Raw genomic sequence first — 21,690 nt, forward strand, 5'->3', positions numbered from 1 at the left:
CGTGCGAGGTATGAGCGTGCGGAAGTGGATCGAGGGCTGGCCGGTGTACCGGCAGCTGACCGGTCCGGACCGCACCGCCCGCGCCGCGGCGGCCAAATCGGACGGTTCGGAAAAATGGCACGCCCGCACCGAAGACGCCGACAAAGTGGTCAAGTCCGTCTGCCCGTTCTGCGCCGTCGGCTGCGGCCAGAAGGTCTACGTCAAGGACGGCCGCGTCACGCAGATCGAAGGCGATCCCGACTCGCCCATCTCGCGCGGCCGGCTGTGCCCGAAGGGGTCGGCCAGCAAGCAGCTCGTGACCAGCCCGAGCCGCGTCACCGAGGTCCTCTACCGGCGCCCGTACGGCACCGACTGGGAGCGCCTGCCCCTCGACAAGGCGATGGACATGATCGCCGACCGGGTCCTGAAGACCCGCGACGAGACGTGGCAGGACGCCGACGACCAGGGTCGCAAGCTCAACCGCACGCTCGGCTTCGCCAGCCTGGGCGGCGCGACGCTGGACAACGAAGAGAACTACCTGATGAAGAAGCTGTACACCGCGCTCGGCGCGATACAGATCGAAAACCAGGCCCGTATTTGACACTCCGCCACGGTTCCCGGTCTGGGGACCTCCTTCGGTCGTGGAGGCGCCACGACGTTCCAGCAAGACCTCGCCAACGCCGACTGCATCGTCATCCAGGGCTCGAACATGGCCGAGTGCCACCCGGTCGGGTTCCAGTGGGTGATGGAGGCGAAGGCCCGCGGCGCGAAGATCATCCACGTCGACCCGCGGTTCACCCGCACCAGCGCGGTCTCGCACGTCCACGCGGCGTTGCGCGCCGGCTCGGACATCGCGTTCCTCGGCGGCCTGATCAACTACGTCCTGAGCAACGACAAGGACTTCCGGGAGTACGTGCTCGCCTACACCAACGCGGCCGCCATCCTGCGTGAGGACTTCGAGGACACCGAAGACCTCGACGGCGTCTTCTCCGGCTACGACCCCGAGAAGCGCCGGTACGACATGACGACGTGGGAGTACGAAGGCGTGCCGACCGTGCCCGCGGCCGGCTCCACCGATCCCGAGCAGCCGGGCGAGCCCGGTTCCGGGTCGCACCACAGCGGCGAAGCGCACCAGCAGTCGGCCCGGGCCGACACCTACGGCAGCGGCGGCGCGGCGATCGGCGGCAAGCCGAAGACCGACGAGACGCTGCAGCACCCGCGGTGCGTCTTCCAGGTGCTCAAGCGCCACTTCGCCCGCTACACGCCCGAGGTGGTCGCCGACGTCTGCGGCCTGCCCGTCGAGCAGTTCCGGGAGATCGCCGAGGCGGTCACCGCGAACTCCGGCCGCGACCGGACGACGGCGTGGGTGTACTCGGTCGGCTGGACGCACCACACGGTCGGCGCGCAGTACATCCGCACGGCGTCGATCCTGCAGACCCTGCTCGGCAACATCGGCCGCCCCGGCGGCGGCATCCTCGCGCTGCGAGGCCACGCCAGCATCCAAGGCTCTACCGACATCCCGACGCTGTTCAACCTGCTGCCCGGCTACATCCCGATGCCGCACGCGCACCAGCACCAGAACCTCGACGACTTCGTCGCGGCGGACGCGGGCAAGACCGGGTTCTGGGGCAACATGCGCTCCTACACCGTGAGCCTGCTCAAGTCCTACTGGGGCGATTCGGCCCAGCCGCACAACGACTTCCGCTTCGACTACCTGCCGCGCCTGACCGGCGACCACGGCACGTACGCGACCGTGCAGAAGCAGATCGAGGGGGAGTGCAAGGGCTACTTCCTGGTCGGGGAGAACCCGGCGGTCGGCTCGGCCAACGGCAAGTTCCAGCGGCTCGGCCTGGCCAACCTCGACTGGCTCGTCGTCCGCGACCTGCAGATGATCGAGAGCGCGACGTTCTGGAAGGACGGCCCCGAGGTCGAGACCGGCGAGCTGAAGCCGGAGGAGATCGGCACCGAGGTCTTCTTCCTGCCCGCCGCCGCGCACACCGAGAAGGACGGCAGCTTCACCAACACCCAGCGCTTGCTGCAGTGGCACCACAAAGCCGTCGAACCGCCCGGGGACGCCCGCAGCGACCTCTGGTTCTACTACCACCTGGGCCGGATCATCCGGGAACGCGTCGGCGACGACCCGCGCGACGCGCCGATCCGCGACCTGACCTGGAGCTACCCGGTCGAGGGACCGACGGACGACCCGAGCGCGGAGTCCGTGCTCGCCGAGATCAACGGGCACGGCCCGGACGGCCCGCTCTCGGCGTATACGCAGCTGAAGGACGACGGCTCGACCGCGTGCGGCTGCTGGATCTACTGCGGCGCCCGCGCCGGCGGGAAGAACCAGGCCGCGAACCGGCAGCCGGGCAGCGAGCAGGACTGGGTCGCCAAGGGCTGGGCCTGGGCGTGGCCGGCGAACCGCCGGATCCTCTACAACCGCGCGTCGGCCGACCCGGACGGCAAGCCGTGGAGCGAACGGAAGAAGCTGCTCAGCTGGGACGCCGAGCAGGGCAAGTGGGTCGGCCCGGACGTCCCCGACTTCGAGCCCACCAAGGCGCCGGACTACGTGCCGCCCGAGGGCGCGAAGGCGCAGGACGCGCTGGGCGGCCGCGACCCCTTCATCATGCAGACCGACGGGAAGGCCTGGCTCTACGTCCCGGCCGGCTTGGCCGACGGCCCGCTGCCCACCCACTACGAGCCGTTCGAAAGCCCGGTGGAGAACGCGCTGTACGGCCAGCAGGAGTCGCCGACGCGCCAGACCCTGGACAGCCCGTCGAACCCCTACAACCCGGCGCGCAGCACGGTCTACCCGTACGTGTTCACCACCTACCGGCTCACCGAGCACCACACGGCCGGCGGCATGAGCCGGACGCTGCCCTACCTCTCGGAGCTGCAGCCGGAGTTCTTCTGCGAAGTCTCGCCGGCGCTCGCGGCCGAACGCGGCCTCGAGAACGGCGGCTGGGCGACGATCATCTCGGCGCGCACGGCGATCGAGGCCCGCGTGCTCGTGACCGACCGCGTCAAGCCGCTGAAGGTCCGCGGCCGGACCATCCACCAGGTCGGCCTGCCCTACCACTGGGGCCCGAACGGCCTCTCCCGCGGGGACGCGGCGAACGACCTGCTGTCGGTCGTGATGGACCCGAACGTGCACATCCAGGAGTCGAAGGCGGCCACCTGTGACATCCGGCCGGGACGGCGCCCGCGCGGCGCGGCGCTGCCCGAGTTCGTGGACGAGTACCGGAGGCGAGCCGATGGCTGAGTACGGCACCCAGCCCCGGATGGGGTTCTTCACCGACACGTCGGTGTGCATCGGCTGCAAGGCCTGCGAAGTGGCGTGCAAGGAGTGGAACGGCGTACCCGACCGCGGCGAGCTCGACCTGCTCGGCTCGTCCTACGACAACACCGGCGCGCTGGGCTCGAACACCTGGCGGCACGTCGCGTTCGTCGAACAACCCAAGCCCGCCGCCCCGGCACCGTCCACTGTGGACCTCGGGATGCCGGACGTCGGCGCGCCGGGGCAGGAGGAGCCCGGTGTGCGCTGGCTGATGTCGAGCGACGTCTGCAAGCACTGCACGCACGCGGCCTGCCTCGACGTCTGCCCGACCGGCTCGCTGTTCCGCACCGAGTTCGGCACCGTCGTGGTGCAGCAGGACATCTGCAACGGCTGCGGCTACTGCGTTCCGGCGTGCCCGTACGGCGTCATCGAAAAGCGGGAGAGCGACGGCCGCGCGTTCAAGTGCACCCTCTGCTACGACCGGCTCGGCGCGGGCATGGAACCGGCCTGCGCCAAGGCGTGCCCGACCGACTCGATCCAGTTCGGCGAACTCGACGAGCTGCGCGAACGAGCCGACGAGCGCGTGCGGACGCTGCACGACTCCGGGGTGCCGGAGGCCCGGCTCTACGGCCGTGACCCGGACGACGGCGTCGGCGGCGACGGCGCGTTCTTCCTGCTGCTGGACGAACCCGAGGTGTACGGGCTGCCGCCGGACCCGGTCGTCACGACCCGGGACCTGCCGGCGATGTGGAAGCGGGCCGCGGTGACGGCGGCGGGCGTGGCCGCGGCCGTCGCGATGTCGTTCCTGGGACGGCGCCGGTGAGCCCGCGCCGCGAACCGGCGATGGTCGAGCCCGCCGAGTTCAAGTCCTACTACGGCCGGCCGATCCTGAAGGAGCCGGCCTGGAAGCAGCCGGACGTGCCGCTGTACCTGTTCCTGGGCGGGGCGGCGGGCGCGTCGGCGACGATGGCGGCCCTGGCCGACGTCACCGGACGCCCGGGCCTGGCCCGCGTGGGCCGGATCGTGGCGTCCGGCGGGTCCGTCGCGAGCGTCGTGGCGCTGGTCCACGACCTCGGCAAGCCGACGCGGTTCCTGCACATGCTGCGGGTGCTCAAGCCGACGTCACCCCTTTCGGTGGGTTCGTGGATCCTGTCCCCGTTCTCGGGGCTCGCCGCGGTGGCGGCGGCGTCCGAGGTGACCGGGAAGCTGCCGCTGATCGGCAGGCTCGCGGGGATGGGTGCGGGCGTGCTCGGCCCGGCGATGTGCACGTACACGGCGGTGCTGCTCGCCGACACGGCGACGCCGTCGTGGCACGAGGCCCACGGGACGCTCCCGGTGCTGTTCGCGGGCAGCGCGCTGACGAGCGGCGCGGGCGCGGCCCTGCTGGCGGCACCCGCCGGCGAAGTCGGCCCGGCGATCCGGGCGGGGCTGGTGGGGGCGGCCGCGGAGCTGGTGGCCGAGCACCACCTGGAGACCGGGCTGGGCCTGGTTTCCGAGCCGTACCGGACGGGCCGCGCGGGAAAGCTGCTCAAGGCGGCCAAGGCGTTGACGGCGGCGGGCGCGGGTCTTTCCCTGCTGGCGAGCCGGAACCGCGCCGCGGGCGTGCTGGCGGGTGCGGCCTACCTGGCGTCGGGACTGTGCACGCGGTTCGGCGTCTACGCGGCCGGGGTGGCGTCCACAAAGGACCCGAAGTACGTCGTGATCCCGCAGCGCGAACGGCTCGCGCGCCGGTCCGAAGAGCGCTGAAACGAGAACTGCCGCACCCCGGGAACCCGGGGTGCGGCAGCGGCAGGACCAGAGGTCAGTCCTTGTCCTTGACGCCCTTGACGGCGTCCTTGATCTTCTCGCCGGCCTGCTTGAGCGAACCCTTGGCCTGGTCGGCCTTGCCCTCGGCCTGCCACTGCTCGTTGCCCGTGGCGTCGCCGACGGCTTCCTTCGCCCGGCCCTTGAGCTCTTCGCCCTTGTTCTCGAATTTGTCGTTCATCGGGTGCACCTTCCGTCGCGGCGACATTTCCGGATCGGCCAGTCGCCAAAAGGGCCTTGTCTCCGGGTTACCCGGTGCGCGGCCGCGTACACATCAGATCCAGATGATCGCGGTGAGGACCGTCACGCCCACCAGCAGCCAGGCCACGTAGTCCCCGACGTGCCCGGAATGCGCCCGGTGCAGCGCGTCGAGCGCGGTGCGGACCGGCCGGGGCCAGGACGGGAGCCGGTGGGGCCACAGGGCCGCCGCGGCGACGCCGAGGGCCAGCAGCACGGTGATACCCCCGAACAGCAGGCCGGACGACGTCCACTCGGCCGTCACCGGCGGGAGTGACCCGGGCGAGCCGACGGCGGGCAGGACGTCGTGCAGGTACCCGGCGCGGTCCGCCTCCTGCCGCCCGGCGGTGACGGCGACGTCACGCAGCCAGGGGACCGCGAGCGCGGCGGCCAGCACCGCGACGATCGCGGCGGTCATCGTCGCGGGCGTGCGCTCGATGCGGCGGCCGGTCTCGGGCTCCTCGTCGGTGCCCGGGGTGCGGTCGCCGTCGTCGCGGCGCGGGGGCCGGCCGCGTCCGAAGTAGACACCGAGACCGGCTCGCAGCACAGCACCCGCCGTCACGGCGGTGACGAGGACGAAGACCGCCACGAGCCAGCCGTAGCCGGTCTTCTCGAGCGCGTGCTCGGTGACGTCCTTGCCGAACGCGATGCCGAACGGCGGCAGCCCGGCCAGGACCAGGCCCGCCAGCAGGAAGAGCCCGCCCTCGAGCCGGGAGTGCCCGCACTTGCCGAACAGCTCGTCCTCGTCGACGCTGCCGTAGCGGTCCTTGAGCACGCCGACGAGCAGGAACAGCGTCGCCTTGGCACCCGCGTGCCCGGCCACCGCCAGCAGGAACCCGGTGCTCGCCGCGCCGTCCGCGGCGGCCAGTCCACAGAGGAACAACCCGGTGTGCGCGATCGTCGAGTAGGCCAGCAGCCGTTTCAGGTGCCGCTGGGTGAAGCACAGGACGGCGCCGAGCACCGCGCTCGCGATCCCGAGCACCAGCAGTACCCGGGCGAACGCGCCGTCGTCGAGGACGCCACCGAACACCGTGCGCCGCACCCGCAGCACGCCGTAGGCGCCCAGCTCGACCATGACGCCGGAGAAGAGCACGCACACCGGGGTCGGCGCGACCGCGTGCGCGTCGGCGAGCCAGAAGTGGAACGGCACCGCGGCCGCCTTGACCAGCAGGCCGGTGCAGACGAGCACGAACGCGGCGAGCACCAGCGCGTCCGCGGGCTTCCCGTCGAGGGCCACGCCGAGCTGCGCCAGCCCGAGCTGCCCGCCGCGCGCGTAGAGCAGGCCGATGCCCATCAGCGTGAAGTACGCGCCGAGGGAGTTCACCACGCCGAAGTTGAGCGCGCCCTGGACCGAGTCGGCCTCCTCGACGCGGTACCCGGTCAGCGCGTAGGCGACGCCGCTCATCAGCTCGAAGAAGACGAACAGGGTGAACAGGTCCCCGGTGAGCAGGAAGCCGAGCATGCCGGTGAGGAACAGCAGCATCATCGCGTGGTAGCGGGCTTCGACCGCCTCGAAGTAGCGCCAGCTGTAGACCAGCGCGCACGTCGTCAGGAACGACGCTAGCAGCGCGAGCGTCGTGTTGAGGCCCTCGGCCGCCAGGACGATGCCCAGCGAACGGGCGCCGTCCGGCCGGTGCCCGCCCAGCCAGACCACCACCCGGCCGTGCTGGACGGCGGCGAGCAGCACCGCCGTCAGCACCGTGGCGGTCAGCGCCGCCGCGGTCGCGAGGCCGTCGGCCACCACCCGCGGCAGCTTGACGCCCAGGCCCAGCAGCACGCACGCGGCCAGCAGCGGCAGCGCGACGACGAGGGACGGGAGCGCGGACATCGCCTCAGCCGCGCAGGGCGCGCAGCTCGTCGGGATCGACCGTCCCGTGCCGCTTGGAGATCTGGATGGTCAGGCCGAGCAGCAGCGCCGTGATCGTCGCCGACACGACGATGTCGGTCAGCGTCATCGCCTGCACCATCGGGTCGACCACGGGCTGGCGCTGGTCCTGGACGACGATCGGCGCGCCGGCCTGGTCCTGGTAGCCGATGCCGAGCAGCAGCACGTACGTCCCGGCCTGCGCCACCGAGAGCGAGACGACGGTGTGCACGAGGTGCCGGCTGCGCACGATCCCGACCGCGCCGATGAGCAGCAGCCACCCGGCCACGCAGTAGCAGGCCATCCCGGCGACCCCGGTCACGAGTCCTCCTCCCGGATCAGGCCCTGGCCGAGGAACTGGGCCAGCAGCACGACGAGCCCGGCGGCCACCTCGATCCCGACCAGGACGCTCAGCACCGGCACCGTGCCCGCCGACAGCAGCGAGCCGAACTCGCCCTTGGGCAGGATGTTGGCCAGGAACGCGCCGCTGGCGACCAGGCCGGCGAGCCCGGTGACGACGTACAGGCCGGTCGACGCCGCCTCGGCGTACTCGCACCAGTCGATCGGGCGCAGCCGCGCGAGCGCCGGGTAGCTGCCGGAGATGTAGAGCAGGTGCCAGCCGGTCGCGAGCACCACGCCGCCCTGGAAGCCGCCGCCGGGGGTGAGGTGGCCGTGCGCGACGACGTCGAGGCCGAGCAGCAGGGTCACCGGCAGCAGCAGGTAGCCGGCCAGCTTGACCACCGGCATGACGTACCCGCGCTGCGGTTCGATCCGCTCCCGTTCCTCTTCGGACGGTTGCAGCAGCGACAGCGCGCCGACGACCGCGGCGGCGACGATGGTCTCCTCGCCGAGGGTGTCGAGCGCGCGCAGGTCGAAGTTGATCGACGACACGAGGTTCGGCGACATCCGCGCGATGGCCGCGGGCAGCGCGAGGTCGCGGTAGACGTGCAGGGCGCCGCCGAACGCGGGCATCCGCAGGAAGGCCGCCACGAGCAGGACGGCGACGCCGAGCGCGCCGGCCGCGCACAGCCACGTCCGGGCCCGCAGCGTCATCGCCCGCCCACCTTCCGGATGGTGAGCAGCACGAGCAGCGGCACCACGGCCGACCCGACGGCCAGTTCCGAAAGTGCGACGTCCGGCGCTTGGAGCGCCACGAACAGCAGCGTCAGGCACAGGCTGAACAGCGACAACGTGATCGCCTGCCGCCGCGGGTCCGGGGTGGCCACCACCGCGAACCCCGCGACGGCGACGAACGCGAGGGCGACGAGCAGCACGACCGTCGTCACGACGGGAGGTCCTCGTCGATCGCGCCTTGCCGCCGCGCCTCTACGCGTCCGGCGGCGGACTGCAGCACCGGTCCGGTCACCGCGAGCAGGACGACGGTGAGCAGGATGGCGCCCGACCCGAGGTTCCATCCACTGGCCAGCACCAGCCCGACGCCGACGAGCGGCGCGCCCAGCGTTGTCACCGGCGCGAGCAGGTGCAGGCGGTTGAGCAGGGTCCGGGCCCGCAGCATCGCCAGCGCCGAGACCACCACGACGGCGACCCCGGCGAAGACCAGAACCTGGGCGAGGACCGTCATTCGGTCGTCCCCAGCAGCCGGATGAACAGCAGGGTGCCCGCGAAGGCGAGGACGGTCAGCACCAGCGGCAGGATCACCGCGCTCGACGGACCGTAGGCCTGGATGAGCAGGAGCAGCGTGAGCACGGTGACCGGGCCGGCGAGCTGCAGTCCGGCGAGGCGCGCGATGGCGTCCCCGCGCGCGGCCAGCCACAGCGCCGGGCCGAGGCCGCCCGCCATGAGGACCACGGCGGCGACCAGCCAGCCGGTCACCGGCGCACCTCGTCCAGTACGCGTGAGTCCCCGTCGAGGAGCCGGTGGACGACGAGTTCGCGGTCGGCTGAGGGGTTTTCGGGAGTGGCGACGACCATCGTCCCCGGGGTGCAGCCGACGACAGCGGCCGCGAGGGCCGCCCTGGCGTCGTGGACCGCGTCGGGTTCCGCCGGCAGCCCGACCGTGTCGAACCGGCCCGCGCGCGGGTGGCGCACGACCTTGACCAGGGCGGACACCGATTCGCGGACCGCCGTGCCCGGGATCGTGAGCAGCCACCTCAGCCAGCTCGGGCGGGGCCGCCACGCTCCGCCGACGGCCTTGCGCGCCGCGCGGGCCGCGAACGCGCACGGCACCGCCGCGACGGCCGCGGCCGTGATTTCCGGCCACGACGGCGTCGACAGCGTGAGGACCCACAGGCCGGTCAGGCCGAGCCACCAGGGCAGCACCTCGCGAATCACGTCGGCCGGGTACCCCGTGGCCGCGTCCGCCAACCGGGCTCAATGAGCGGGCAGGTGGCCGCCCATCCGCTCGATCCGCTGGATGGCGGGTTCGGCGAGCACGCCGTGGACCACCACCGACACGGCGACGGCGAGCGCGCCGACCCGCCACAGGACGTCCTGGTGCGCCACCGGCAGCCGGTCGAGCGCGTAGGCGAGGTAGAAGAGCGTGCCGATGCCGCGGACGCCGAAGAACGCGATGGCCAGCGTCCCGGGCCGCCCGGCCGAGGACCCGAGCAGCGAGACCCAGCCGACGACGGGCCGCACGACCAGCACCGCGACCACGGCGAGCACGACTTCGAGGGGACGGAGGCCGCGCAGCAGCCCGTCACCGATGGCGAGACCCAGCCCGAGCAGGGCGAGCGGCACGAAGAGCCGTTCCAGCTGGTGGCCGAACGCGTGCAGGACACCGTGGTAGTCGTGCTCGCGCTCCTGCTTGCGGACCACGACCGCGGCGGTGAACACGGCGACGAACCCGTTGCCGTGGGCCAGTTCCGAGAGCGCGTACGGCAGGAAAGCGAGCGCCAGCAGGACCAGGCCGTCGCCGTACTCGGCGAGCCGCAGCCGGTCCGACGACGTGTGGAAGATCGCCCAGCCGAGCCCGCGCCCGGCCACCAGGCCGACCAGCACGCCGGTCACGACCGGCAGCAGCAGGTCGGTGAGCACCCACGACACGGCGAGGTTCGGCCTGCTGCCCGCCATCGCCAGCCCGAGCAGGACGAACGGCATGGCCAGCCCGTCGTTGAGACCCGCTTCGGTGGTCAGGGTGAAGCGGATTTCGTTGTCCCTGGCCAGTTCCGGCTCGACGTCGGGGTGCGGCACGCCGATGTCGCCCGCCAGCACCGGGTCGGTCGGTGCCAGCGCCGCGGCCAGGAGCAGGGCCACCCCCGGCGCCAGCGCGAGCCACCAGTACCCGAGCGCGGCGATCGCCAGGATCGACAGCGGCATGGTCAGGGCGAGCAGCCGCCAGGTCGAACCCCAGCGCTTCAACCCGAACGGGCGGTCCACGGACAGGCCGGTGCCGGCGAGCGCGACGAGAATACCCAGCTGGGTGAACGATTCGACGCTGTGCAGGTGGGCGGCGGGATCGCTCCAGCCGTCGCCGTACGGCGCGGGCAGCGGGAGCAGGCCGAAGACGATCCCGGCGAGCAGCATCACCAGCGGCACCGAGAACGGCCGGTCCGCGACGAGCTTCGGCACGATCGCCGCGGCGAGGGCGAGCAGCCCGGCCACCCCGAACAGCACGGTCAACGACGACAACGTTCCCTCCCTGCCCGCTCGTGCCGTGGTGCCGCCCGGGCGGGAGGTCCGTGCGCGGGTCCCGGCCGAGCGTGAGCCGGGTCCGCCGATGCCCCCGCGCGGCCGGATGCGGGTAGCGTGGCCGGGAGGTGACGTCGTGCCCCGGGTTCCCCGTGCGAGGGCGGCGAAACCGGTGAGGAGGCGGCGTGACGGCGGCGAACGGGGCCGGACGGCCCTGCCGGTTCTGCGGCTCGGTGCGCGGCCCGCGCGTCCCCGGCAGGTCCGGGCCGATCTGCGTGGAGTGCGTGCGCGCCGGGTTGAAGGTGGTGCGCGACGGCGCGGACCGCGAGACGCCGAGCGGTGACGTGCTGGCGGCGGTGACGTCGCCGCTGGCCGCCGTGTGCGAGTTCTGCGGCCGCCGGGAGCGCCGGACGTTCCTCGGCCTGCGGCGCCCGCTCCTGCGGGTCGACTGCGCCGCGCGGGACGCGGTGATCTGCGCCGACTGCCTCGACCACGCGGGCGACGTGCTGAACCTCGCCCTGCGCCACTGATCGCGTTTCCGGTCGGTCCACTCGGGTAACCGGGCGACATGACGTCCACCCCCTTGACCCGGCCGGTGACCGCGTCGGTCACCGAAACCCTGCGCGTCGCGGCCGAAGTGGCGTTGCCCACGCTCGCGGGCGGGGTGATCAAACGGCGGCCCATCGCTATGGGCTTGGGGGGCAAGCTGCAGGTCGACCGCCCGGCCGTCAAGCTCCTGTCCCGGCTGCGGGACCGGTACGACGGACGGCCGCTGAAGCTGCGTGTACCCGGCCGGTCGGTGGCGCTGGTCCTTTCCGCCGAGGACGTCGGCACGCTGCTGGCCGGCGCGCCGACGCCGTTCAGTCCGTCCACAGTGGAAAAGCGCGCCGCGCTGGGCCACTTCCAGCCCCACGGCGTGCTGATCTCCTCCGCCGAACACCACCGTCCGCGCCGCCGCTTCACCGAAGCCGTGCTCGAGCCGGGCCGCTCGCTGCACGAGCTCGCGGCGCCGTTCGCCCGCGCGACCGCCGACGAAGCCGCCGTCCTGCTGAGGGAGGCCGGCCGAGAGCTGACCTGGGAGACCTTCAATGTCGCGTGGTGGCGGCTGGTGCGCACGGTCGTGCTCGGCCCGGGCGCCCGCGACGACGAAACGCTCACCAACCTGCTCGAACGCCTGCGGCTCGACGCGAACTGGGCGTACTTGCACCCGCGTCGCAAGCAGCTGCGCGAGCGCTTCCACGCGCGGCTGGCCGAGCACCTCGGCCGCGCCGAGCCCGGCAGCCTGGCGGCGTCGGCTTCGGCCCGGGACGACGGCACGGCGACGGACCAGGTGGCGCACTGGCTGTTCGCCTTCGACGCGGCGGGCATGGTGACGTTCCGGACCCTGGCCCTGCTGGCCACCCACCCGGCGGCGCTCGAGCGGGCCCGCGCGGAGCTGCCGGACGCCGACCCGGCGCAGCCGCAGCAGCTGAGCTACCTGCGAGCGTGCGTGCTCGAAGCGGTCCGGCTGTGGCCGACGACGCCGATGATCCTGCGCGAAACGACGGAGGAGACGGCGTGGGGCCCGGCGGGCACGACGGTCGTGGTCTTCACGCCGTTCTTCCACCGCGACACCGAGCTGCCCTACGCGGACCGCTTCGAGCCGGACCTCTGGCTCGACGGCCGAGCGGAGGCCAACCCGGCGCTGGTGCCGTTCAGCGCGGGCCCCGCGATCTGCCCGGGCCGCGACCTGGTCCAGTTCTGCACGAGCACCCTGCTGGCGAACCTGCTGCGCGACCACGACTTCGAGCAGCGGACGGGTCCGGTACTGGCTCCCGACCGCCCGCTCCCGGCGACCCTGGACAACTTCCACCTGGAGTTCGGAGTGCGGCCGGTGCCGTCACGGGTGAGGTGACGGCACCGGCCTGCGTCACGCCGAAGCCGTGAACACGTACGAACCCGCGGGCACGAAGTACGACCCCGCCGAGGACGGGACCGCTTCCGGCGGCGCGCCCACCGAACCCGGCTGCGACGTCGGCACCTTGACCGTCGCCGACGAGCCCACCGGAACCGTCACCCGCAGCGTCAGCTTGCCGCCGGAGATCGACCAGTCGCTGACCGCCGTTCCGTACGGCGTCTCGTACGCCGACTTCGCCGACGTCAGACCGCCGCCCGGCCGCGGCGCCACCAGCAGCGACGCGTACCCCGGCGTGGCCGGTGAGAGGCCGCCGACCGAGCGGTACAGGAAGTCGCCCACCGAGCCGAGGCCGTAGTGGTTGAACGAGTTCATGCCCGGGTCGTTGAACGAACCGTCCGGCTTGATGCCGTCCCAGCGCTCCCACACGGTCGTCGCGCCGTGGCCGATCATGTAGCCCCAGCCGGGGAAGTCCGGCTGCAGCAGCACCTGGTACGCGACGTCCGCGTGGCCGTGCGCGGCCAGCACCGGCAACAGGTTCTCCACGCCGAGGAACCCGACGCTCAGGTGCCCACCGGCCGCCGCCACCCGCGCGGCCAGCTTGTCCGCCGCCGGCTGGACGCGGTCGGCCGGCAGCAACCCGAACGCGAGCGCCAGGACATACCCCGTCTGGGAGCCGGAGCCCACCGTGCCGTCGGCCGCGACGAACTTGTTCGTGAACGCCGCCCCGATCTGGTCGGCCAGCGTCCCGTACTTGGTCGCTTCGGCGGTGTGCCCGGTGGCCGCGGCCATCCGTGAGACCAGCCGGGACGACCACGCGAAGAACGCCGTCGAGATGAGGTCCTGCGCGGTGTTGTCGTTGACGTTGAGCCAGTCCCCGTACGTCTGGTGGTCGCGGATCAGGTCGGCCCCGGACGTCGAGCGCAGGTACTCCACCCACTTCACCATCGCGGCGAAGTGCTCGTCGATGACGCCGGTGTCGCCGTAGCGCTGCCACAGGGTGTAGGGCACGATGACGCCCGCGTCGCCCCAGCCCGCCGTGCCCGAGCCGCTCAGCACGCCCGGCGCGACGTCGGTGAACGACCCGTCGTCGTGCTGCGCGTCGACCAGGTCGTCGCTGAACTTGCCGAGGAAGTTGGCGACGTCGAGGTTGAACGTCGAGGTGCCGGCGAAGATCCCGATGTCACCGGTCCAGCCGAGCCGCTCGTCGCGCTGCGGGCAGTCGCTCGGCACGGACAGCATGTTCGAGCGCTCACCCCAGAGGATGTTGTGCTGCAGCTGGTTCACCAGCGCGTTCGACGAGGTGAACGTGCCGGTCTGCGTGCCGGACGTCCACATCGCCCGGCTGGTCAGCGTCGCCGCCGTCGGGGCGGACGGCAGCCCGGTCAGTTCGACGTACCGGTAGCCGTGCACCGTGAACCGCGGCTCGTACGTCTCGACGCTCCCGGTGCCCGCCAGGGTGAACCGGTCGGTCGCCTGGGCCGCGCGCAGGTTCGTCGTGTAGATCGTGCCGTCGGGGTTGAGCACTTCGGCGTGGCGCAGGGTGACCGTGGTGCCGGCCGGGCCGGTCACTGACAGCCGGTCGACGCCGCTGAAGTTCTGGCCGAGGTCGGCCACCCAGACCCCCGGCTTCGGCTGGGTCCACGCGACGGGCTTGAACTCCTGCTGCACGGTGACGCCGTTGTCCACTTGGGACACCAGGTTCGGCTTCGCGCCGGTCTTGACGCGGGGTGCCGCCCAGCCGCGGTCGTCGAAACCGGGCCGGTCCCAGCCGGTGGCGAGCCGCGCGTCGTAGGTTTCGCCCTGGTAGAGGTCGTCGGCGCGGATCGCGCCGTCACCGGCCTTCCAGGTGCCGTCGGTCGCGACGGACGTGCTCGTGCCGTCGGTGAACGTCAGCTTCAGCTGCGCCGAGTACCACGGCTCGGTGCCGTACTTCTGGCTGCCGGCGATGCCGATGCTGCCGGAGTACCAGCCGTTGCCGACCAGCGCGCCGAGAACGTTCTCGCCGGTGCGGATCTGCTTGGTGACGTCGGAAACGCGGTACTGCAGGCGTTTCGTGTAGTCGGTCCACCCGGGGGCCAGGGCTTCGTCGCCGACCTTCGCGCCGTTGAGGTGGGTCTCCTGCAGGCCGAGCGCGGTGGTCAGCAGCCGCGCGCTCGCGACCGGCTTCGAGACGGTGAAGCTCTTGCGCAGCAGGGGAGCGGGGGCGCTCACGGCGACGTTCGCGCTCCACGGGCCGGTGCCGTACGCGGTCAGCGCCCGCGCCGCCGGCCAGGAGCTGTCGTCGAAGCCGCGCTGCTGCCAGCCGTCGGGGCCGGTCTGGCTCGCTTTCCACGAACCGTCGGTCACGACGGTCGGTCCATTCGGGACGGTCAGCTTGGCGACCATCCCGGCCGGGCTCTGGGTCGTGTTCTCGGTGCTGACCGCGATCGTGTTCGCCCCCGCGGTCAGCAGGCTGCCGACGTCGAGGACGGCGGCGGTCTTCCAGGAGTCGGTGACCCGCGGGGAGTCGCTGACCTGGGTGCCGTTGACCCAGACGGTCGCGGTGTCGTCCCCGGTGATCACCAGCGTGGCCTTCGCGGGGGCGGCGGCCAGGTCCACGGTCTTGCGGAAGTACCGGGTGGCCGGGGGCACGCCGCCGATCGGGTCGCCTTCCGGGTACCAGACCCAGTTCGCCCCGGCGAGGTCCGGGCCGGCCGTCGCGCGCCCGAGGAACGCGCCGGTCCATTCGGCCGCCGGGTCGCGCAACGCCGTTTCGAAGCGCTGCACCGGGCTCCAGCCGCTCATCCGGCCTTGGCCGTCCCAGACGCGGACCTTCCAGGTGTACGCGGTCAGCGAGCCGAGCGCGGGACCGCCGTAGGCGACGTCGGCCTGCTGCGCCGAGGTGACGCGGCCGCTGTCCCAGACGTCCTTTCCGCCTGTGGACACCAGGATCTCGTACGCGGACTGCCGTTGTCCCGCCGCCGTCGAGGCGAGCTTCCAGCCGAACCGCGGCTGGTCGACGCCGATCGGGTTCACGCGCTGCCCGACCGTCGCGCTCGCGATCGAAAGCGGCGTCTGCTCCGAGGCGCTCGGCGTGCTCACGCGGGTGCCCCACGGGCCGGTGCCGTAGGCGCCGAGGTCCTTGGCCGCGGCCCAGGTCCCGTCGGCGAACCCGGGTTGTTCCCAGCCGTCGGGCGCGGTCGTCGCGCTCTTCCAGCCGGCGCCGGTGGTGAGGTCGGTGGTGCCCGACGCGGTCGTCACGCGCAGCCGCCCGAGCAGGCCGGCCGCGCCGCCGGAGTTGCGGACGGCGACGGCGAGCGTGTTGGTGCCGGGGGTCAGCGCGGATGCGAGGTCGACCGACAGCGCCGACCGCCACGAGTCCGCGGTGCGGGCGGAGGAGGCCAGGGGCCTGCCGTTGAGCCAGACGTCGGCGGTGTCGTCGCCGGTGACGACGAACCGGGCGTCGCTGACCGCGCCGGCGGGGGCGGTGAACGTGGTGCGGAAGTACCGGGTCGCGGCCGGCGCGGAGTTCGCGGGGTCGCCTTCCGGGTACCAGATCCAGTGCGCGCCGGTCAGCTCGACCGGGGGCGCGGCGCCGGCCGGGGGGACCGACGCGGCGGAGAGGACGAGGATCGCGGCGAGCGTGGTGGTGGTCGCGCGCCAGAGCTTCGAGGGCAGCATGCGGGCTCCCTTGGGGCGGGGATGGGGCGGCGATATTTAAAACGTTTCAAATCAGCGTGATACGTGACTGTAATCACGAACTCACACGTTGGCAATACTCCACCGGGACGTACGGCCGGTGAATCGCTTCGACAGTGCCGGGAATCCTAAATCGTTTTATGTCGCGCCGGACGGCCGTTTCGGGCAAATCGGAGCGTTGACGAACGGCGGGGCCGAGCTGCATAGTGCTCGCTGGTAACGCTCACATCATTTGGTCCCGCTCTGGAGGCTTTTGTGTCTCAACGTCGAGACGGCAAGAATGTTAGCGCTAACAATCGGACGCGGATCCTGCGGGTACTGGCGGGGGTCGTCGCGCTCGTGGCCGCGAGCCTCACGACGGCGTCGACGGCTTCGGCCGCGGCCTCGCTGCCGTGTGACATCTACGGGGCCGCGGGTACGCCGTGCGTAGCGGCGCACAGCACCACCCGGGCCCTCTACGGCACCTACAACGGCGCGCTGTACCAGGTCCAGCGCGCCTCCGACGGCGCGAAGACCAACATCGGCCTGCTGGCGGCGGGCGGGTACGCCAACGCCGCGGCCCAGGACTCCTTCTGCGCCGGGACGACTTGCCTGATCACCGTGATCTACGACCAGTCCCCGCGGCACAACGACCTGACGATCGAGGGCCCCGGCGGCGCGGGCGGCCAGGACACCGGCGTCCCCGCGGACGCCCTGCCGGTGACCGCGGGCGGCCACCAGGTCTACGGGGCCTCGTTCTCCGGCCGGATGGGCTACCGCGACAACAGCACCTCCGGCGTCGCGAAGAACGGCCAGCCCGAGGGCATGTACATGATCACCTCCGGCACGCACGTCAACGGCGCCTGCTGCTTCGACTACGGCAACGCCGAGACGAACAACCAGGACACCGGCAACGGCCACATGGACGCGCTCAACTTCGGCACCGAGTGCTGGTTCCAGCCGTGCTACGGCGCCGGTCCGTGGGTGCAGGCGGACCTGGAGAACGGGTTGTTCCAGTCCGGTGCCGGCGGCAGCCAGAACACCGCGAACACCGGGATCACCGCGCCGTTCGTCACCGCGCTGCTGAAGAACAACGGCCAGAACTTCTTCGCGCTCAAGGACGGCAACGCCCAGTCCGGCGGCCTGCGGACGACGTACTCCGGCTCCGAACCGACGCGTGCGGGCTATTCGCCGATGCACCAGGAGGGCGCGATCGTCCTCGGCACCGGCGGGGACAACAGCAACGGCTCGATCGGCTCGTTCTTCGAGGGCGTGATGACCGCCGGGCTGCCGACCGACGCGGCGGACAACGCGGTCCAGGCGAACGTCGTCTCGGTCGGCTACGGCGGCGCGACCGGGTCCGCCGGCACGCTGAACCCCGGTTCGGAGATCTCGCTGCGCGCGACCACCGCGTGCTGCACGAACGACTACATCCGCCACCAGAACGACAACGCGGTGATCTCGCCCGTCAGCTCCACTTTGGACAAGAACGACGCCACCTGGATCGTCCGGCGCGGGCTCGCCAGTTCGTCCTGCGTGTCGTTCGAGTCCCGCAACTACCCCGGGGACTTCCTGCGCCACTTCAACTTCCAGGTCTACCGGCAGCCGATGGACGGCAGCGCGGCCTTCCGCGCCGACGCCACGTTCTGCCCGGTCGCCGGGAAGAACGGGCAGGGCTCGTCGTTCCGCTCGTACAACTACTCCGGCAAGTACTTGCGGCACTACAACAACACCCTCTACATCGCCGACACCAGCGGCGCCCACGCGTGGGACGCCGCCGGGTCGTACAACGACGACGTCAGCTGGGTCGTCGCGCAGCCCTGGGCGCCCTGACCCGGCGCACCACGACGACGGCGGCCGCGCCCAGCAGGACCAGGGTGACGGGTAACGCCGTCGGCAGCCACGGCCAGGCCCGGCCTTCGAAGCCGACGCCGTCGGTGGGCAGCTCCAGGACCTTCGCGGTCCACCGCGCGGTAGCGACGTCCGTGCGGCGGGAGAGCGCGCTCACCGCGGTGTCGTAGGCGAAGCCGGGCCGGTCGTGGACGTACTCGGGAACGGGGCCCCCGGTGACCCCGCGCGTCGCCCCGGGCACGATCAGCCGGTCGAGGTCCGCGCCGGCCAGCGCCGCCCGGGGCAGGAACGTCAGGCCGTGCCGGGACCGGATCGGGGCGCCGTCCACGCTCACGGCGAGCGTGCGGGAGGACAGCGACTGGCCTTCGGTGTCGAACACCGACGCCAGCTCGATCTCGCCGACGCCGTTCGCGAGCAGAACGCCGATCTCGTCCGGGTTCCAACGGAAGGCGGCGTTGACTATCGCCGCCGCGTCCGGCATCGACGCCGGTGCGTGGACGGGGACCGCGGTGCCGTACCGCGACCAGCCGATCGCCTTCGCGGCGCCGGCCGCCACTTCGCGGCCGGCGAGCCGTTCGACCCAGTGCAGCGTCCCGTCGACGCCGGACAGGATCCCGGCGGTGGTGACGACGTCGCCGTCGTCGACGAACCGCTGCCCGCGCACCCAGTGCACGGCCGGGTAGTCGCTCGAGAAGGCGTCGAGCTTCAGCCAGTGCGCGGTCGCCGGGCGGCCGTCGAGCAGGCCGGCGGAGGCGAGGACACCGCCGCCGTTGCAGACGCTCAGCAGCTTCGCGCCGTGAGCGGCCTGCGCCCGCAGCCACTGCGTCACGGGTTCCGCGCTCGGTTCGCCGACGTCCGGCAGCGCCGGGACGACGACGAGGTCCGGCGCCTTCGGGCCGAGCCGCGCGGCGAGGTCGGCGAAGCTCAGGTCGGGAACGAGGTCGAGGCCGCCGGTCAGCGGCTTCGGCTCGCGCTTCGGCGCGACGGTGTAGACGTTGAACCGGCCGGTGGCGGCGAGGATCTCGTACGGCGCCAGTGCGTCGGAGACGACGGCCCCGCGGTCGCCGACGACGACCACGGCGGTCGGCTTGGCCGGGTCGTGCACCGGCGGGGCCGCGGCGGGCAGCGGGCGGTCCGGGCCGGGGGAGTACAGGGCGCTGAAGGCCGAGAGCGCGGAAACGGTCGCGCCCACGGCGGGGACGGCGAGCACCGCGACGACCGCGGCGAACCACTTGAGGACGGTCCGCATGTCAGTGCCAGTACTCGGTGCGGCGCCACACCATGACGGCCAGCATCAGCGGGAACATGACGACGTGCCCGGCGATCATCAGGGTGCCGCCGGAGATCGCGCCGAGCCAGAACGGCACGAGCAGCGCGACGAACGGCAGGTACATCGCGGCGGCCATCTCGGCGATCCGCGGCCAGGTGTGTCGGCGCAGCAGCATGGCGGCGGTCATCGCGATCGTCATGTCCGTCGCCATCACGAGCGCGGCGGCGTCCGGGCGCTCCAGCCAGGCCGCCGGCCACAGCGGGTGCAGCGCGACCATGCCGATGAGCATGGCGGCGACCATTTCGGCGTAGTGGCCGGTGAACCGGGTGAGCTTGCGGGTCGGTGCGGTGGTGGTCACGGTTCCCTCCAGGTGTGGTCCTGGACGAGAATCCCGGGTGCCGGGCCGCCCGGGACGTGCCGGAAGTCATGACCCGGGTCATGTGACCGCGCCTCAGAGCAGGCCGAGGTCCCGGGCCCGCAGGGCGGCTTGGGTGCGGTCGCGGGCGCCGAGCTTGCCGAGCAGGTTCGTCACGTGGTTCTTGACCGTGCCTTCGGCGAGGAACAGCTTCGCGGCGATCTCCCGGTTGCTGCGGCCGTCCGCGAGCAGGCGCAGCACGTCCAGTTCCCGCTCGGACAGCGGCGCCACCAGCGGCTGGGGCCGCGGCTCGGGGAGCTCCGCGAACCGCGCGACGACCTTCGCGGCCACCGACGGCTGCAGCACGGACTCGCCGCGCGCGGCCGCCAGCACCGCTTCGATCAGCCGGGCCGAGGAAACGTCTTTGAGGAGGTACCCGACCGCGCCCGCGCGCAAGGCCGCGAAGACGTCTTCGTCGTCGTCGAACGTGGTCAGCGCGATGACCTGGACGTCCGGGTGGTCGCCGCGCAACCGCCGGGTCGCGCCGACACCGTCGAGGACCGGCATGCGCAGGTCCATCAGGACGACGTCCGGTTCGACCGCATCGATCTGGCTCAGCGCTTCTTCGCCGTTGCCCGCTTCGCCGACGACGTCGATGCCGTCGTGGGTCGCGAGGAGCGTGGCGAGGGCTTCGCGGAACAGGGCCTGGTCGTCGACGAGCAGGACGCGGACCGGCGTCATCCCGGGACCTCCATGCTCAGCGCGCTGCCCTCGCCGGGCGCCGAGGTGAAGGCGAGCTTGCCACCCAGCTGGTCGGCGCGCTCGCGCAGCCCCACGAGCCCGAAACCGGCCGGCTCTTCCCCGTCGGTGCCGACGCCGTCGTCGCGCACGGAGACTCGCACGGACGCGTCGGCGTAGTCGAGAACCAGGTCCACGTGCGCGGCTTCCGCGTGCTTGCGGACGTTCGTCAGCCCCTCCTGCGCCGTCCGGAACAGGGCTTCGCGCTGCTCGTCCGGCAGCGGCCGTTCGGCGCCGGAGACCGTCAGCTCGGCCGGGACGCCCGCTTCCGAGACCAGCGCCCGCAAGGCGTCCGGCAACGGCGTCGACCGCGGTTCGCGCAACGCTTTCACCGAGCGACGTACTTCGGAAAGGGCGTTCTCCGCCTGTTCCTGCGCCTTCGCGAGGACCTCGTCGGCCTTGCCCGGGTCGGTCGGCAGCACCGCCCGCGCGGCCTTGACCTGCATCTGGACGACGGTGAGCGAGTGCCCGAGCCCGTCGTGGATGTCGCGGGCGACCCGGTTGCGTTCCTGCGCCGTCGCCAGCCGCTCGGCCTGCGTCGCGTAGTCGCGCAGCTTCTCGTGTGCTTCGGCGAGTTCGCCGCGCGAACGTTGTTCGCGCACCAGCAGTTCGGTGATGACGGCCGCGAACAGCACCGAAACCAGCGTTCCCAGGCCTTCCCGGAGGCCTTCGCCCAGCGACATGCCGAGGTGCACGAGCGGCACGACGGCGATGACCAGCGTGACCACCGGCAGTGGCAGCCGCAGCAGCACGCACTGGCTGACCAGCACGACGAGGAACAGCGTCGTCCCGACCCCGGCGTTGATCGTGAACGTCACGAAGGCCAGCGGCAGCTGGACTCCGACGTACGCGGCCGACCACGTCGTGCGGCCCTGGGTGCGCACCCAGCCGAAGCCCGCGGTGGCGAGCACGGCGAACACCGCGCCCAGCACAAGCGAAAGCACGGGCTCCCCGGACCCGAAGACCCCGAGCACGATCGAGAGGAAGGCGCCGCAGGTCAGCACCCCGAGGGCCCGGTTCATGGAGCCACTCTGGGGCGTGGGTGCGTCGCGGTCAACCACCGCGCTGCGGGGAAAGCGCTCTCTGCTCACGCGGCCACTCGCCGCCACAACCCG

Annotated in this window: 20 protein-coding genes; 6 read left to right on the forward strand and 14 right to left on the reverse strand. The window is 72.2% G+C overall.

Annotated elements, in window-relative coordinates; translation table 11 throughout:
• Positions 1–10: 10 nt before the first annotated feature.
• From fdh to nrfD, 3 genes are read left to right on the forward strand one after another with little or no spacing between them, the layout of a single operon-like run.
• A complete protein-coding gene (gene fdh / locus ACIRSS_RS49900; protein ID WP_400909443.1) occupies positions 11–3,238 on the forward strand; it encodes a formate dehydrogenase in 3,228 nt (1,075 codons plus the stop codon).
• Positions 3,231–4,076, forward strand: a complete 846-nt coding sequence (locus ACIRSS_RS49905) for a 4Fe-4S dicluster domain-containing protein (RefSeq protein ID WP_400909445.1) — start codon at positions 3,231–3,233, stop codon at positions 4,074–4,076. The genes fdh and ACIRSS_RS49905 overlap by 8 nt, the downstream gene beginning before the upstream one ends.
• Positions 4,073–4,999: an NrfD/PsrC family molybdoenzyme membrane anchor subunit gene (nrfD, locus tag ACIRSS_RS49910; protein WP_400909447.1), complete on the forward strand. Its 927-nt coding sequence runs from the start codon at positions 4,073–4,075 to the stop codon at positions 4,997–4,999. Before ACIRSS_RS49905 ends, nrfD begins: the two co-directional genes overlap by 4 nt.
• Before the next feature lie 55 nt (positions 5,000–5,054).
• Here the strand turns inward: nrfD and ACIRSS_RS49915 are convergent, their stop codons facing one another.
• The 9 genes from ACIRSS_RS49915 to ACIRSS_RS49955 form a co-directional block, all read right to left on the reverse strand.
• Positions 5,055–5,237: a CsbD family protein gene (locus ACIRSS_RS49915; protein WP_086675473.1), complete on the reverse strand. Its 183-nt coding sequence runs from the start codon at positions 5,235–5,237 to the stop codon at positions 5,055–5,057.
• Positions 5,238–5,330: 93 nt separating this feature from the next.
• Complete coding sequence (locus ACIRSS_RS49920) at positions 5,331–7,121, reverse strand: complex I subunit 5 family protein (protein ID WP_400909449.1); 1,791 nt, start codon at positions 7,119–7,121, stop codon at positions 5,331–5,333.
• A gap of 4 nt (positions 7,122–7,125) precedes the next feature.
• Positions 7,126–7,479 carry a sodium:proton antiporter gene (locus tag ACIRSS_RS49925; RefSeq protein ID WP_400909451.1) on the reverse strand — a complete coding sequence of 118 codons (354 nt, stop codon included), beginning with the start codon at positions 7,477–7,479 and terminating at the stop codon, positions 7,126–7,128.
• Positions 7,476–8,210 carry an MnhB domain-containing protein gene (locus tag ACIRSS_RS49930; protein ID WP_400909453.1) on the reverse strand — a complete coding sequence of 245 codons (735 nt, stop codon included), beginning with the start codon at positions 8,208–8,210 and terminating at the stop codon, positions 7,476–7,478. The genes ACIRSS_RS49925 and ACIRSS_RS49930 overlap by 4 nt, the downstream gene beginning before the upstream one ends.
• Positions 8,207–8,443, reverse strand: a complete 237-nt coding sequence (locus ACIRSS_RS49935) for a Na(+)/H(+) antiporter subunit B (protein WP_400909455.1) — start codon at positions 8,441–8,443, stop codon at positions 8,207–8,209. Before ACIRSS_RS49935 ends, ACIRSS_RS49930 begins: the two co-directional genes overlap by 4 nt.
• On the reverse strand, positions 8,440–8,739 hold the full coding sequence (locus ACIRSS_RS49940; RefSeq protein ID WP_400909457.1) for a monovalent cation/H(+) antiporter subunit G: 300 nt from the start codon (positions 8,737–8,739) through the stop codon (positions 8,440–8,442). Before ACIRSS_RS49940 ends, ACIRSS_RS49935 begins: the two co-directional genes overlap by 4 nt.
• Positions 8,736–8,990, reverse strand: a complete 255-nt coding sequence (locus tag ACIRSS_RS49945) for a hypothetical protein (protein ID WP_400909458.1) — start codon at positions 8,988–8,990, stop codon at positions 8,736–8,738. Before ACIRSS_RS49945 ends, ACIRSS_RS49940 begins: the two co-directional genes overlap by 4 nt.
• Positions 8,987–9,448 carry a Na+/H+ antiporter subunit E gene (locus ACIRSS_RS49950; RefSeq protein WP_400909460.1) on the reverse strand — a complete coding sequence of 154 codons (462 nt, stop codon included), beginning with the start codon at positions 9,446–9,448 and terminating at the stop codon, positions 8,987–8,989. The genes ACIRSS_RS49945 and ACIRSS_RS49950 overlap by 4 nt, the downstream gene beginning before the upstream one ends.
• Positions 9,449–9,487: 39 nt before the next feature.
• Positions 9,488–10,747, reverse strand: coding sequence for a cation:proton antiporter (locus tag ACIRSS_RS49955; protein WP_400909462.1), 1,260 nt, complete (start codon positions 10,745–10,747; stop codon positions 9,488–9,490).
• A gap of 185 nt (positions 10,748–10,932) precedes the next feature.
• Between ACIRSS_RS49955 and ACIRSS_RS49960 the strand changes: the two genes are divergently transcribed.
• Together ACIRSS_RS49960 and ACIRSS_RS49965 are read left to right on the forward strand one after the other, a co-directional pair.
• The gene (locus ACIRSS_RS49960) at positions 10,933–11,277 is read left to right on the forward strand and encodes a hypothetical protein (RefSeq protein ID WP_400909464.1); all 345 of its coding nucleotides are present in this window, start codon (positions 10,933–10,935) and stop codon (positions 11,275–11,277) included.
• A gap of 38 nt (positions 11,278–11,315) precedes the next feature.
• Entirely contained in the window at positions 11,316–12,641 is a 1,326-nt protein-coding gene (locus ACIRSS_RS49965) for a cytochrome P450 (RefSeq protein ID WP_400909466.1), read from the forward strand.
• 15 nt (positions 12,642–12,656) lie between these two features.
• Here the strand turns inward: ACIRSS_RS49965 and ACIRSS_RS49970 are convergent, their stop codons facing one another.
• Positions 12,657–16,304, reverse strand: coding sequence for a family 78 glycoside hydrolase catalytic domain (locus ACIRSS_RS49970; RefSeq protein WP_400909468.1), 3,648 nt, complete (start codon positions 16,302–16,304; stop codon positions 12,657–12,659).
• Between the two features lie 357 nt (positions 16,305–16,661).
• Between ACIRSS_RS49970 and ACIRSS_RS49975 the strand changes: the two genes are divergently transcribed.
• The gene (locus ACIRSS_RS49975) at positions 16,662–18,134 is read left to right on the forward strand and encodes an alpha-L-arabinofuranosidase B (protein ID WP_400909470.1); all 1,473 of its coding nucleotides are present in this window, start codon (positions 16,662–16,664) and stop codon (positions 18,132–18,134) included.
• On the opposite strand, the gene ACIRSS_RS49980 is transcribed toward ACIRSS_RS49975, so the two are convergent.
• The 4 genes from ACIRSS_RS49980 to ACIRSS_RS49995 all read right to left on the reverse strand — a co-directional run bounded on the left by ACIRSS_RS49980 (position 18,100) and on the right by ACIRSS_RS49995 (position 21,597).
• Entirely contained in the window at positions 18,100–19,401 is a 1,302-nt protein-coding gene (locus ACIRSS_RS49980) for a DJ-1/PfpI family protein (RefSeq protein WP_400909472.1), read from the reverse strand. The two genes, ACIRSS_RS49975 and ACIRSS_RS49980, sit on opposite strands and share 35 nt — an antisense overlap.
• A gap of 1 nt (position 19,402) precedes the next feature.
• Positions 19,403–19,780: a hypothetical protein gene (locus ACIRSS_RS49985; protein ID WP_400909474.1), complete on the reverse strand. Its 378-nt coding sequence runs from the start codon at positions 19,778–19,780 to the stop codon at positions 19,403–19,405.
• 93 nt (positions 19,781–19,873) lie between these two features.
• A complete protein-coding gene (locus ACIRSS_RS49990; RefSeq protein ID WP_400909476.1) occupies positions 19,874–20,518 on the reverse strand; it encodes a response regulator in 645 nt (214 codons plus the stop codon).
• On the reverse strand, positions 20,515–21,597 hold the full coding sequence (locus ACIRSS_RS49995; RefSeq protein ID WP_400909478.1) for a sensor histidine kinase: 1,083 nt from the start codon (positions 21,595–21,597) through the stop codon (positions 20,515–20,517). The genes ACIRSS_RS49990 and ACIRSS_RS49995 overlap by 4 nt, the downstream gene beginning before the upstream one ends.
• Positions 21,598–21,690: the final 93 nt, after the last annotated feature.

It is taken from the genome of Amycolatopsis sp. NPDC101161, from assembly GCF_044768185.1.
In the GTDB taxonomy this organism is placed as follows: domain Bacteria; phylum Actinomycetota; class Actinomycetes; order Mycobacteriales; family Pseudonocardiaceae; genus Amycolatopsis.